Genomic DNA, 13476 nt, shown 5'->3' with positions numbered 1-13476 from the left:
CTTACTTTACTTCTTTTTTTCTGACATATACACCACTAGAACAAGGAGAGAGAAATTTGAAAGTTACACGCTACTACGCATCTCAAGAAAATGCCCTAAATGTAAGAACTATTATCCAAGATTTATTAGTTTCCGAGTTAGAAAGAATACTAGTTCAACCAGCTATTGAAAAAAATCCCGGAGAAAAGAAACATCAGTTAGGAAGTGAATGTGCTTGAGACCTACAGATCAAGATTTTCCGTCAAAGAGATTAAACCATAACAAATTTACAGAAAAATTAGTAAGGCTTCGGGTGGAAGGCTACTTATCGCCTTTCCTTCTAGAACAATTTTTAGCCCATAAATCTGGGGGGATAACCAATGAAAGAAAAAAACATTAAATCTTTCCCAGGTCAGCAGAAAGGAATTATTCAAATACTTGTTAAGCACACAGATACAGAAGAAGAATCTGTACAACTAAGATTTGATTTAGAATTTGACGATCAGGAATCATAACTATTTAAGCTTAACCGTATAAAACCCACCGCTTTCCGTCAAAGATGAAAAGCGGAGGTGTGTTTATGCGGAAGAAAATTAATATTCAAACCGAATCTGAGATGAACCCTGTTGCTGATATTTGGGTGCAACATTTAATTCAACGAATAATTGTTGAGCAATTAGATGTTCATCATAGGATACAGGCAAAATTACTTTATCAAGACATTGTAAAGGAAAGAAGGAACAATGATTCAAGTAATAAAAAACAAAAATAAGTATAAGGTTTTTTTTCGAAGAGTAAGTACCGCCAACCAAGATTTATCTATGCAAGAATCGGCTGATGCAATGTACAGAGAGAAGTACTTAAGCAGTGAGATATTACTTATGAATGAGGATGGAGTTTCTGCTAACAAACTGGATATTGAGAATAGGCCACAAATGAAAAAACTAATTCAAATGATCATTAATAATCAAGTTGAGATTGTCTATGCCTTTGACCGCTCAAGATTGTTCCGGGACTTTTATGAGTCCAATTACTTTGTTTCACTGTGCAAAAAACATAAAGTGAATATTTTCTTTACATCAGCAGGGAATGGTCATCAACAGGCTACAGATAGCACACTTCTTGAAGGCGTAATGAATATTGTAAGTGATGTTGAGGGGAAAAACATTGCTAGGCGAACGGAAGAAGCGAGAAAAAGATATCCTCCTCGTAAGCTTGGATACATAAAACAAAAAGAGACCAAGCAGTACATTAAGGATCCTAGTAAAAATGATGCTTTACTCAAATTCTTTGCAGCAATCAAAAAGGTTAATACACACAAAGATCTGGAAGAAACACTAAAGGAATATAAAAAAATCCTTAAAACTACTCCAAATCAACTAATAAAAATTGCAAAAGATCCTTTTTATGCCGGATATGATTTGACAAACGGGAAGAATAAACTTTCACACATAGAGCCTTATTTAAGTTATGAGGACTTCGAAGAGTTACAAGCTCACAATACCGTGCTTTTAACTTATCAAGAAATTGAACGCTCTTTAAAAAATCAAGACATTTACGATATCAGTTGCGGAATTTGTGGGAAGCCAATGAAATTTCATTTGAATATCCCTGCTGAAAAAGCCTGGTACTCCTGCTCTCGAAAACACTCAAAAACTTTTATAGGAACTGAAGATTTATTTCTTATTATTAATAAGTCACTTGAGAAAATCATTGAGCACTTAAATACAGAAATGCTGCTTAAAGATTCAAGGCATTTCTTCCAATTAATTCGAAAAAATGTTGATGCAGAACTGAAATCACTAGAAGTAAAAAAACATAATTTAATGGAGAAAATCATTTTTGATACTGATGATTTTACGAATTGGAAAGAGAACCCTCACTACGTTGAAATAACAAAATTAGAGAACATACAAAAGGATCGTCTTAACCTAATCGAAGAAAAAGAGGACCTTTTATTAGAAAATGAGAGATTGGTAAAACTAGTAAAAGATTATTTACATAAATGTAGGCAAACAAATCCTTTTTTCCTAACTTCGTTGCTTATCCGAACATTATATGTTTATCCAAATGAGGTAAACATTGAAGTTAGCAAATTTGACTATCTCCAAGATATTCGTTCCCAATACATTTTTAAAGGAGATGATTTACTTTGAAATTAGCATTTGCTTATATTCGTCGTTCTTCGTATAAGCAACAAGAAAATAACAGTGTCGAAATCCAGAAACAGCATATTCAAGAATTTGCCAAGCGGAATCAACTCTTTGTCCCTAATGAACTAATTTACATTGAAGATGTTACAAGTGCATATTCCAAACGTGCTGCTCAACGAAGAAAGTTGATGGAACTGGGAGAAAAAATGGTTGAAATGAATATACCGACTGTTATTTTTCACGATATTTCCCGGATGGATCGTACTGGTTATTCCTTTACTATTGATTTTTACCGCCCAATGCTAGAAAAGCTGCCGGAACTAGAAGTCTATACAACTGACTCGAATAAACCTATTGATCCTGAAGACACTAGTATCAAAATGAATTTCTTGTTATTTCAACACGAATCAGAAGTAAAATCTGAGCGTGCAGTAGGTAATTTAACAACTTTTTTAGAAAGTAAAGAAACATTTAGACCCGGATCAAAAACTCCTTATGGATATAATCAGATTAAAAAACAAAAACACCAACAACAATTGGAACCCAATGAAAATGCTGACATTGTATCTTTTATTTTTTTCCTGTCTAGCTGGGGGAAATCCTTACAAAAAATAGCCATAATTTTAAATGAAGCAAATATTCCCTCACCGAAGGGAGGTACTTGGCGGTCCAGCACAGTTGAAAATATCCTTAAAAATCCAGTTTATACAGGAAAATTAATCTGGGATATACCTAAACGGACAGATGGTGGAAAAAAGCAATTTGTTTTTGAAGATTCACATCCCGCAATTATAAGCAAATTCCATCCACAGTTAATAAAGTTAAATAACCAACTTCAAAAAACTTTTGGCAGAATAGATACACCGTTTCTTTTTTTAAACAAGGTGAAATGCAGACATTGCGATCAATTGTTAAGTACTCAAAATGCTTCGACCAGACGAAATGGTATCAAGTATCCGTATTATTACTACGTATGTAAGAATTGCGGTTATAAAGTGAACATCCAAGAAGTTCACGACAGGTTTATCCCTTTGATTTTAAAACGTGTAATGGAGCTATTATCTAGTCACCAGATAGAACTTCAAACCTTATCATTTATTAATCAAATGATTGATGAGGTTGAAGACAGTATCAGCTCTAAAGATCAACTCTTAAAGAAACTCGAGGATAAACTAAAAATTGCAAGAGAACTTAAAGATCGAGAACTTGAGCTGAAAATTTTGGAATTTATTCATCAACACAAAATTTCTTTAAAAGAATACACGATTTGCCAAGAAAATTTAAAGACAACTTATCAACTTGTAGAAAAGGATCAGTTCTTTTCCAGATTTAATGAGATACTGGATCATCGATTAGGGACAGATGAGAAAAGACTCATCATCCTGTATTTTGTAGACTACCTTGTTCTCTCTACTGACCAGGAACCACAATTACATTTCAAATCAAATATCTTCTCCAATCTAATTGATTAACATATTGGATGAATTATCGAAATGTAATAGTTGATTATTGGACAAATAACCGAACATTTAGCTGTTGGAAATAACGCCAATTTAGACTATACCCAGAACCCCTATAACAAGGGGTTTCATTTGAGGCTTGTTCGGTACTTTATCCAGATTGGTATACCATTACGGACAAAGTATCGAAAAATTATTATTAGTATGGACGAACTTCCGAAATTTATACATAGGTAAAATGAAAAAGGAGAAATCAAAATGTACTTAAACTCAACTCAGATAAGCTCAGCAACTATTGGCAATGCTATAGTCATAAACCCACCAACATCTCAATACTTTACTACTTTTGGTGGTGAACGCATTATGAGATGTGCAATTTATGCTCGTGTATCCACTGAGATGGAGACACAAAGAACTTCTATCGATAATCAAATCGATCTATTTCGAAATTACGCTGCCCAAAATAATTGGGAGATCGTAGAGATATACACAGACAAGCAATCAGGAACAAAAGGAAACCGTCCAGGTTTAAAAAAACTGATTGATGACGGTAAGGCTGGTTTATATGATGTGATATTAGCTAAGGAACTTTCCAGGTTAGCTCGAAACGGAAGATTGTCTTATGAATTAAGGGATACCTGCCTACTAAATAACATTCATATTGTCTGCCTTGATAACTCGATTAATACAATTACCGGGGACGTTCAGAACTTTGGTCTTTTTGCTTGGCTGTATGAAAATGAGTCAGCAAATAGCAGCCGAAGAAATAAGGCTGCCAAACGCACAAAAGCTAATAGAGGTTTATTTGTAGGTTCCAATCCACCTTATGGATACTACTCTGACAAAGGTAAGCTAAAAATTCGTGACGATAACACACCGGAAATTGTTAGACGAATTTTCGAAGAATACCTGGATGGAAAAGGAATGGATTCCATAGCTAAAACCTTCACAGCTGAAAGAATCCCTACTCCTTCTCAAATCGCGAGAAAGTCTAATGCATCACCTTTATGGCACGCATCAACAGTAAAAAACATTTTAAACAATCAACATTATTGTGGTGACCTTGTTCAAAACAGAACTGAAACTGTATCCGTTACAACAACAAAACGGAGAATTCTTGGTGAAGACAAAGCTACGATACAAGAGAATACTCACGAGCCTATCATCTCAAAAGAGACATTCCAGGCCGTCCAAAAGATGCTTCAAACAAGAACTCGTACAAGTACAGCCCCTAAAAAGCATCTGTTTACGAATATTTTGTTCTGTGAAAATTGCCAAAAGGGAATGTGGTTCAAGGCTAATCAAAAAGGCTATAGGTGTGGCGGCAATATTAAACACGGAGATACTTTCTGCGAGAATAGAGTAGTTATCCGAGAAAAAGAACTAGAAAACATTATCATCGAAGATTTACAAGAGCTTTTTAAATCTATTCAAGACGATGAGTTCCTAAGAAGCTTACAAAAGAGACTCGATCAGAAGAAATTTCTGATAAATAATGAACTCAAAAAAATTGAAAACAAATCAAATAAATTACGTTCTAGAAAGAAAGATTACCTTGATATGTATGCTGACGAAATACTATCTCGGGAAGAGCTAGTGGAATATCGTAAACAGATTGATCAGGAAGTATCAAATTTAGAAACGGCTAAGATCAAGTATCAAGAAAAACTAGAAGAATGCGAAAGTGAGAACTATGCAATTGATTTAGGTAAGAAGCTTAAAGAAGTTTCAATACTAAACGATTTAACTCCTCAAGTCTTACACTCACTGGTGAATAAAGTCACCTGTAGCGTTGATGGTAATCTTCGTATTCATTACAATTTCGTAAATCCTTTCGAAGAACAGGAATAGGCAACAACCACAAGGATTAGTTGCCTTCTTTTAAAATGAGTTGCGAGATACATTCGACGTGCATTGTCTGCGGAAACATATCCACAGGCTGCACTTCTTCTGTTTTGTAGCCCCCGTCTTCTAATATCCGCAAATCGCGAGCTAAAGTTGCTGGATTACAGGACACATAGACAACTTTTTTCGGCTTCATATCAAGAATAGTCTGTAGTAATGCTTCATCACAGCCTTTTCGTGGTGGATCTACTACTAAAACGTCTGCTTCATTTCCTTCTTTATACCAGTTGGGGATAACTACTTCTGCCTCTCCTACTGCGAATTCCACATTGTGGATATCATTTAGGCGTGCATTGTTTCTAGCATCTTCAATCGCTTGTGGAACAATTTCAACACCGAATACTTGGCTAGCTTTTTTTGCTAAAAATAATGAAATGGTTCCAATTCCACAGTAAGCGTCTATTACTTTCTCTTCCCCATTCAAATTTGCATACTCCAATGCCTTCTCATAAAGCACTTTTGTTTGTTCTGGATTTACTTGGTAAAAAGAGCGGGCAGAAATAGCGAATTTCACATCGCCAATATAATCGGTAATGGTTTCTTCTCCCCAAATCGTACGCGTTATATCTCCCATTATTACATTCGTTTTTTTGTTATTCACATTGTGGATAATTGATTTGATATTTGGCACTTTTTGCACAATTTCATCAACAATTGCTTTGCGATTGGGGATATCCTGTGTACGAGTGATTAATACAACCATTACTTCCTTCGTAACGAGCCCTCTTCTCGCCATAATATGACGTAACTCTCCTTTATGGCGTGCTTCGTCATAGGCGCGAACTCCATATTTCGAGCAAATAGCTTTTACTGTATTGACGACATAATCATTTTCCTCTTGCTGAATCATGCACTGTTCCATATTAATGATTTGGTGGGAGCGCTGTTGATAGAATCCGCCAATAAGGCCACCCTCCTGCTCACCGATTGGAACCTGTGACTTGTTACGGTAACGCCAAGGATTTTCCATGCCTAGGGTTGGATGAACAGTCGTATCAATTTTGCCAATCCGCTCAAGAACATCTTTCACATGCTTATGCTTCGTTTTCAATTGCCCTTCATAGCTTAAATGCTGTAGTTGACAGCCCCCACATTCCTTGTAAATAAGGCATGGAGCTTCTACACGATAGGGACTTCTTTCTGTTATCTCCATTAAACGGCCGAAACCATAATTCTTATTTGTCTTAATTACTTTTACTTTTGCTTTTTCACCTGGCAATCCATTGGGGATAAATAGTGGATAACCATCTACTTTTGCTACACCTGAACCATCGTGTGTTAAATCTTCAAAAACTATATCTATTATATCGTTCTTTTGAACGGGTAATGTTTTACTCATTATCGTCTTCCTTTACATCGATATTTCCGAAAAAAATAAGCGTGGTAATTGTACCATATTATCAGGAAAGCGCAAGCTTCTTCACTATGGAAAAATTAAAGGAACTAAAAAACAAAAAGTGAGGGGATTTCTTCTTCCTCTCACTCCTCGATATTGTCTGTTTGTGATGCTTCTTTATAATCCTTCAGTTCAGGTCGGTCTTCCTCTCGAATTTCTTCAATTGGCACAAATAACTCAAAATGGCGATATAAATTTATAAATTCGGCTGGTAATAAGCCGCCAAATTCTCCATCAAGATTTAATTGAACCTTATCGTCAGAGCTAACTTTAATATGATTCGCATTCGTATAAATGACGTTCGGGTCATTTATATGTTCCCCACGAAGAGCAAGTGTAGCGATTCGAATGAAATCTGCAAGGTTTGCCTTTTTTAATATTAGCAAGGAGAAAAGACCATCATTAATCGAAGCTCCAGGAGCTAACTTTTCAAATCCACCAACTGAATTGGTAAGGCCAACTAGAAATAACATAGCTTCCCCTTCAAATAGCTTCCCATCATATTCGATTTTGACATGCGTTGCTTTAATGAAAGGCAGCATTTCCACACCTTTTAAATAGTATGCAAGTTGTCCTAACATCGTCTTCAGTTTACTCGGAACCTCATAAGAGATTTCCGTTAAATGTCCACCACCACTTATGTTGATGAAATATTTATCATTCATTCTTCCAATATCAATTGGAATTGTATCGCCCTTTGCGATGACTTCCACCGCTCCCATAATATCTCTTGGAATATGCAGCGCTCTTGCGAAATCATTTGTCGTTCCTACTGGAATAATCCCAAGCTTGGGGCGATATTCCTGCTCAGCCATCCCATTTACCACTTCATTGATGGTTCCATCCCCACCAGCAGCAATAACAAGATCATATCGTCTTTCTACCGCGACTCTTGCTGCATAGGTTGCATCTTCCGGACCAGTTGTGGCATGACAGGAAGTTTCATATCCTGCCTCTTCTAATCTTTTTAGCACCTCTGGCAAATGTCTTTTAAAAGCTTCTCGACCTGAAGTAGGATTATATATTATCCTTGCCCTTTTCATTTTTCATCATCCTATAATCAAAATTCATTTTTTCCATAGCCACTAACATCATATACGATAGCACTTGCTTAGGCAATTTTTAACTCTAGCTACTACCATGTTATGTGACAACTTAGAGTAAGTGTCCAAGATTAGCATTTCTTCCCATATTATAACCCAATCTATTCGTTCACCATACTTTCCTTTCCACTATTGCTTGATTTTTTCTATTAATCAAACGTTTGATTAACTTTTTTCCGACAGCATGAGTCAATATTTTATGACTATTGGGAAAATCTGCAACAATATGGGACATGGTTCGATAAGATTAACTAAGGTTCCATAAAAGGATGATTTTCCTCAGAAATGCTTTATTCTTTGAGGCAAATCTATCCCTTTTATCTTCTTTAATGGTAAAAAGCAAACATGGATAGATGTTTTACCTTGTTAATGATTTGTTAAATCTAATGATCCACTGTTAAAAACATGGATAGCAGGACTTCCTTTTCCCTTTTGTAAAATCGCAGTTGTCTCACTTTCCGCCTTTTCATCCTCTGTACTTGTATATTCCCATTCCTCTCGATCTCGATTGTTGATGATTGTATCATTGACAGAAACTTTAACATTCGCTGTTTCATCTAATATTAAATCAATTTGCGGAACATTATTGACTGTCCAATTGCTTTTTAATTCACGGGGATTTAAGGTAATATCATTATTCAAATCAATAATATCTAACTTCTTATTCGTTGGCACAAGTATCGTGGTATGTATAGAAGAATAGTCTGTATAAAATTCAGACATTCGATAAGGCAGTTGTTTTATACGTACAAATAGAGTATCTCCCTTTTGAGACACATTTAGATAATCCTCTGGCTTCGAAACTTCCATTTCCTTCGATTCTACGGTACGAAAAGTTCCGAATAATGATAGAACATTCTCATTTGTTCCTTCTATTGTAATCGGATTTTGTTGACTTTCTGATTCTATGACAATTCTTTTGATGTTATCCTTCATTGCATAATTAAATTCTGGCAAATCTTTTGTTACTTCTTCTCTTTTTAACCCTTGTTCTACAATATCCAAAATACCTGTGGATTGCAGGAAGACCATCGATATTCCTGCAGTACCAATGATACCAACGATAATAATACTGAATAGATCAAAGCTTAAATAAGGTTTTTCTTGCTTGGAGGAAAACAAGTATAATAAAATTTCCATTCCAAGAATAACTAAAATAATTGGCCACCAAACTTTTAATACAGTGATAATCTGCCAATCAAAAAACTGTGTAAGTAATAGAAAAACTCCTAGAAATACTAAAGATAGGCCCATTGAAAAAGTGCCGACCCGCCATTGTCTCATTCTATTCTCTCCTTTTGTAGCCATTGGCCATTTGATTGGAATAATCAAATGCCAATAGCATAATCTATCTTTTTATTTTCGCGAGATTTTTACATTTTTTTCTTTTTTGTACCCTTTAATAAATGAATTCCACCTAATATAAGAACAAGACAAACAATTCCTGTCTGAAAATATTGGTAAAAAAAGAAACGTATATCAATATTTATTGTTTCTCTAATGATAGGCGAAAATATTGGTAGGATAATATTAATCATTAAATAATAGAGACCAATAACGAGTAGCCCAATTCCAAACCATTTCTGATAGTTAATTAGATAGGCAATGACAGGTACATCCTCTAGCTCTTCTTCTCCTATCTTTGACGCTTTTTGCAATCCATCAAAGAAACTATAGAACCAAATAATCGGGATAACGAATAAGAAGAGACCTAATCGTAGTTCATTGAGAATAAAGATAGAGAACAAGAAAGCTGCCATTAGCTGAATCCCTCTTTGCTGCAGACCTAAATATAAATGACCCGCACCTGGAAATACAGATAAGAAGGTGGCGATAAATTTACTTTTCTTCCCTTCTTCCTGATTCTTTTCAAAATCTTGAAAAATAGTAATGTCCTCAAGCTTTTCCCCTTTCAGTTTCTTATTAAACTGCTGGGAAACATCATAAAATCCGTAAATCCAAATAACCGGTAAAATTGCCAAGAATAATAGAAATTCATTCGTATAGGTTAGAAATGTGATAAATAAAATCATAATTCCTAGACCTAGAAACGCCGTCAATAAAGTTATTCCACGGTATACTAATCCTAATTGAATATGCCCTAAACCAGGAATAAACGATAAAACAATCGTATAAAAACGCTCGGACTCGGTTGTTTTTACTAATACAGGTGCTGCCTCTCCAGCTTCCGTATGATTAGTAAAATTCACCCGCTCTTTTAAATAGCTACTGGTCGTTATTAATGTATCGAGAAAACTAATACAATAGATAATAAAGCCAATAACAATTACAATAAATGTCCACTGGCCGTAATACCATGAACTTTGAATGATGATGGACATAAATGCTAGTCCAAATACAGCAAGCCCATATAAAAAGCCTCGTAGCTTTTTCCCAATGTAGAAAAGACCTCCGCCTGGAAAAAATGCTAAGATTGTTGCAACAATCGGGTTTTTCATTTCTTAAAATCCTCCTTTTTACTACCATCGAATGAATCCATCCAAGCAAATGTCTTATCCACTAAACCGCCGGATTTTGGCTCTTCTTTCAAAGATACTTCCGCTTTTTGGATTGTTTCTGTATGTTTTATAATCGATTGAAAGAATCCTGCCGACATCAGTATCAATGTGAGACTCGCGGCAATGGCATAATGGAATATGGATGATTGATAAAAAGGACGTTTCTTTTTCGCGTCTTTTTTCCTATCCATATTTTCATTGGTTATTTGCTCCATAATATCATTCATAAAGGCTACTTCATCTGAAATTGAAGGAAGTTTCTCCTCTTTCATGTCTACTGCATCTATATATAATTCTAAGCATTGATCGCATGTATACAAATGATCTTCAAGTAGAATTCTTTCTGTCTCCTTTAATTCATCCCTTACATACTTCATCCAATAGTCTTTAGAATAATGTGTTGTCATAAAAAGTCTTCCTCCTTCCAATGCGTTTTGATCCAAAGCCTTGCGCGATATAGCTTCGTTTCAATCGTTTTCACTTGCACATTTTGTTCAGAAGCCATTTCTTGATAGCTTTTTTCTTGAATATAAAAACCGTAAATGACATCCCTATAATTAGCAGGTACTTCCTTAAGCCTTTGTTGGACAAGCTTTTGTCTTTCCCGCTTTATCACTTCTAATTCTACATCATCAGCAAGTGAGCCTCCTATGTGAGATTCCAATTCTTCTGCCATCTCTTCTTTTCTTCTTTGCTTCTTTCTTCTCATATCAATGGCATGATTGACAGCAATTCTTGTAATCCATGTTTTAAAACCTTGATTCTCATATTTGGGGAGAGAGGTATAGATTTTAATAAACACTTCCTGCGCCGCATCTTCCGCTTCTTTCTGATCCTTCAAAACACTGTATATGGAACGAAACAAATAGTCTCGATGCTTTTCTACTAACAGTCGAAATGCGTGATCATTTCCTGCCTTTACTTTATCAATTAATACTTGATCACTAATGGCCTCTCCCCCCTTTCTTAGCCATTCTATAATAATAGACGTAAACGGATTGTCATCCCCCTACACTCTTTTTATTATTTTTGCTTGCTTCTTCCTTTTATTTGGATTGCTCTCCTTTGTAATAGTACCATTATTACTTGAAACTTTTTACCACTTCTTTCGTATTTACTCTATAGCAAATTATTAAAGGAGAATGTGTATGCATTATTTATTTGCGTTACTGGCTTTAACACTAAATCCATTCCTATGGAAAAGCCATCTAAAAAAACAAAGATTTCTCATTTTTCAAGTTATACGATTGCTTGCTGGGCTTTTAATTATTTTTTGTCTTGATTATTTTCAGCTAATCGATCATTCCTTACAGGCTCTATTTAAATATGGTGCTATTTATATTGCTTTCTTCTTATTTTTAGATTTACTTTTTGGAAAAGTAAAGGGATATAAAATAACCGGAATTCTATTTTTATACTTTGTCTTATTTAGTCTTTACGTCCAATTTATCTATCCATTAACTATTACCGGCGATAAATATCGATTTGTACAAGAAAAAGCAACTGTTATCGACAAAGAAGCTGTATCTACAAATGAGAAGCATATCGTCGTTGTACCGGAAAGCTATGCACGTTATCGAAGCGAGAAAAAACTTGGGGAGCTTGCCCATCCTTCTTATTATGATTTAGGAAATTCCACTCTACAAAAAATCGATGATCATCTCTATTGGGTAACGCCGATTGAATACACAGGATTTTTCAAATGGGTAAAAGGAAGTGATGTTCCTGGCTTTATTAAAATGAGTGCAGAGGATGAAAATGAGGATGCCATCTTAGTTCAATCATCCATGAAGTATGTTCCGTCTGCATACTTTAACGAGGATTTAAAAAGGCTAGTCAGAAATAAGCATAAAGATATGATTCTGCTTGAGGCAAGCTTTGAACCCGATGATAACGATAAACCTTATTATGTTATTCCGTATGGTCAATATAATAAATTCCGAGAAATTATTGATATTAAAGGGATTTATATCATTGATCCAGCTACTGGAAAAATAGAGGACTATGCTATGAACAATATTCCTGATTTCATTGACCATGTCATTCCTACAAGTGTTGCTGAGGACTGGAATGAGTGGTATGGAAAATATATTCATGGTTTCTGGAACACTCTTTTTGCAAAAGAAGACATGAAATTGCCAACTGCTTGGGAAAATGTAGACGAAGTAAATGGTGTATTTAATGAAGACTTACAATTGCATTGGTTTACTGACTTCACTCGTCCGAAATCAGACAGTGGTAGTATGGTTGGTTATTCTATGATTAATGCTCGCACTGGTGCTCTTACTTTTTACACCGAAGCAAACGGCTCTTTAAATGGTAAATCTGCTATCAATGTAGCGGAAAAAACCTTCCGCGCCCAAAAATACGAAGCTGGCACTCCGCTGCTTTATACAATTTATGGGCAATTCACATGGGTTGTCCCGCTTATGGACAGCAATCATGTATTAAGAGAAATTATGTTGATTAATGCAAAGGATGAAAAGGTGTATAGTTATCATACTGAAAAAACAAAGCTTTTTAATGATTATAAATATGCTCTTGTCACCCTTTTAAAAAATGATAAAACTGTCCCTAATAATATTGCCGAACAAAAGACAGTAACGGGAACGGTCAGCTATGTATATAAATCTGAAGTAGAAAATAGCACGATTGTAAAATTCATGTTAGATGGAAATAAAACCATTTTCCAAGTTTCATCAAATGATTTTCCTTATAGTATTTTCCTAGAAAAAGGGATGCAGTTAACTATAGATTATGTGGATACAGAAGAAGTGATTGTTACGGTTGAAAAATTGGTAGTAAAAGAACAAGATTTAAATCCATAACATTTATTTATAAAATAGACTTTTAAAAATTAAATAAAAAACAGCATCTTTTATTTATAATATAGGGAGAAGGAAACAATCTTCTCCCTTTTGCTGCATAGAATAAAAGAAGAAAAAAAATATTGTTTAATTC

The 13476-nt window shown here is 35.0% G+C and carries 13 protein-coding genes; 7 read left to right on the top strand and 6 right to left on the bottom strand.

Annotated features, from left to right (window positions below; genetic code table 11):
• Positions 1 to 56: 56 nt before the first annotated feature.
• From ACWNMZ_RS22425 to ACWNMZ_RS22400, 6 genes are all read left to right on the top strand, one after another.
• Positions 57 to 218, top strand: a complete 162-nt coding sequence (locus ACWNMZ_RS22425; protein WP_251627813.1) for a hypothetical protein — start codon at positions 57 to 59, stop codon at positions 216 to 218.
• A gap of 141 nt (positions 219 to 359) precedes the next feature.
• A complete protein-coding gene (locus tag ACWNMZ_RS22420; protein ID WP_285846409.1) occupies positions 360 to 494 on the top strand; it encodes a hypothetical protein in 135 nt (44 codons plus the stop codon).
• Between the two features lie 65 nt (positions 495 to 559).
• Positions 560 to 751 (top strand): hypothetical protein, encoded by a 192-nt coding sequence (locus ACWNMZ_RS22415; RefSeq protein WP_251627814.1) that lies wholly within the window; start codon positions 560 to 562, stop codon positions 749 to 751.
• Positions 723 to 2135: a recombinase family protein gene (locus ACWNMZ_RS22410; protein WP_285846410.1), complete on the top strand. Its 1413-nt coding sequence runs from the start codon at positions 723 to 725 to the stop codon at positions 2133 to 2135. The genes ACWNMZ_RS22415 and ACWNMZ_RS22410 overlap by 29 nt, the downstream gene beginning before the upstream one ends.
• Positions 2132 to 3604 (top strand): recombinase family protein, encoded by a 1473-nt coding sequence (locus tag ACWNMZ_RS22405; RefSeq protein ID WP_251627816.1) that lies wholly within the window; start codon positions 2132 to 2134, stop codon positions 3602 to 3604. Before ACWNMZ_RS22410 ends, ACWNMZ_RS22405 begins: the two co-directional genes overlap by 4 nt.
• 246 nt (positions 3605 to 3850) lie before the next feature.
• On the top strand, positions 3851 to 5443 hold the full coding sequence (locus tag ACWNMZ_RS22400; RefSeq protein WP_251627818.1) for a recombinase family protein: 1593 nt from the start codon (positions 3851 to 3853) through the stop codon (positions 5441 to 5443).
• A 16-nt stretch (positions 5444 to 5459) separates the two neighbouring features.
• Here the strand turns inward: ACWNMZ_RS22400 and rlmD are convergent, their stop codons facing one another.
• The 6 genes from rlmD to ACWNMZ_RS22370 all read right to left on the bottom strand — a co-directional run bounded on the left by rlmD (position 5460) and on the right by ACWNMZ_RS22370 (position 11407).
• Positions 5460 to 6836 carry a 23S rRNA (uracil(1939)-C(5))-methyltransferase RlmD gene (gene rlmD, locus ACWNMZ_RS22395; protein WP_251627820.1) on the bottom strand — a complete coding sequence of 459 codons (1377 nt, stop codon included), beginning with the start codon at positions 6834 to 6836 and terminating at the stop codon, positions 5460 to 5462.
• 140 nt (positions 6837 to 6976) lie between these two features.
• Positions 6977 to 7936 (bottom strand): diacylglycerol kinase, encoded by a 960-nt coding sequence (locus tag ACWNMZ_RS22390; protein WP_048718937.1) that lies wholly within the window; start codon positions 7934 to 7936, stop codon positions 6977 to 6979.
• A 426-nt stretch (positions 7937 to 8362) separates the two neighbouring features.
• Complete coding sequence (locus ACWNMZ_RS22385) at positions 8363 to 9280, bottom strand: hypothetical protein (protein WP_441131662.1); 918 nt, start codon at positions 9278 to 9280, stop codon at positions 8363 to 8365.
• An 89-nt stretch (positions 9281 to 9369) separates the two neighbouring features.
• Positions 9370 to 10455, bottom strand: coding sequence for a hypothetical protein (locus ACWNMZ_RS22380; protein ID WP_449598899.1), 1086 nt, complete (start codon positions 10453 to 10455; stop codon positions 9370 to 9372).
• Complete coding sequence (locus ACWNMZ_RS22375) at positions 10452 to 10922, bottom strand: anti-sigma factor (protein ID WP_031538068.1); 471 nt, start codon at positions 10920 to 10922, stop codon at positions 10452 to 10454. Before ACWNMZ_RS22375 ends, ACWNMZ_RS22380 begins: the two co-directional genes overlap by 4 nt.
• Positions 10919 to 11407 carry a sigma-70 family RNA polymerase sigma factor gene (locus tag ACWNMZ_RS22370; protein ID WP_342585617.1) on the bottom strand — a complete coding sequence of 163 codons (489 nt, stop codon included), beginning with the start codon at positions 11405 to 11407 and terminating at the stop codon, positions 10919 to 10921. Before ACWNMZ_RS22370 ends, ACWNMZ_RS22375 begins: the two co-directional genes overlap by 4 nt.
• 256 nt (positions 11408 to 11663) lie before the next feature.
• On the opposite strand from ACWNMZ_RS22370, the gene ACWNMZ_RS22365 reads away from it, so the two are divergent.
• Positions 11664 to 13343 (top strand): hypothetical protein, encoded by a 1680-nt coding sequence (locus tag ACWNMZ_RS22365; protein ID WP_031538071.1) that lies wholly within the window; start codon positions 11664 to 11666, stop codon positions 13341 to 13343.
• The last annotated feature ends 133 nt before the right edge of the window (positions 13344 to 13476 follow it).

Source organism: Niallia sp. Marseille-Q9988 (assembly GCF_976954375.1).
This window is presented reverse-complemented; position numbering and strand designations above follow the sequence as displayed.

Bases quoted from the DNA above. Each gene is read 5' to 3' on its own strand.
- ACWNMZ_RS22420 (WP_285846409.1), top strand. From the start codon at position 360: ATGAAAGAAAAAAACATTAAATCTTTCCCAGGTCAGCAGAAAGGAATT.
- ACWNMZ_RS22415 (WP_251627814.1), top strand. From the start codon at position 560: ATGCGGAAGAAAATTAATATTCAAACCGAATCTGAGATGAACCCTGTT.
- ACWNMZ_RS22410 (WP_285846410.1), top strand. From the start codon at position 723: ATGATTCAAGTAATAAAAAACAAAAATAAGTATAAGGTTTTTTTTCGA.
- ACWNMZ_RS22400 (WP_251627818.1), top strand. From the start codon at position 3,851: ATGTACTTAAACTCAACTCAGATAAGCTCAGCAACTATTGGCAATGCT.
- rlmD (WP_251627820.1), bottom strand. From the start codon at position 6,836: ATGAGTAAAACATTACCCGTTCAAAAGAACGATATAATAGATATAGTT.
- ACWNMZ_RS22390 (WP_048718937.1), bottom strand. From the start codon at position 7,936: ATGAAAAGGGCAAGGATAATATATAATCCTACTTCAGGTCGAGAAGCT.
- ACWNMZ_RS22385 (WP_441131662.1), bottom strand. From the start codon at position 9,280: ATGAGACAATGGCGGGTCGGCACTTTTTCAATGGGCCTATCTTTAGTA.
- ACWNMZ_RS22380 (WP_449598899.1), bottom strand. From the start codon at position 10,455: ATGAAAAACCCGATTGTTGCAACAATCTTAGCATTTTTTCCAGGCGGA.
- ACWNMZ_RS22375 (WP_031538068.1), bottom strand. From the start codon at position 10,922: ATGACAACACATTATTCTAAAGACTATTGGATGAAGTATGTAAGGGAT.
- ACWNMZ_RS22365 (WP_031538071.1), top strand. From the start codon at position 11,664: ATGCATTATTTATTTGCGTTACTGGCTTTAACACTAAATCCATTCCTA.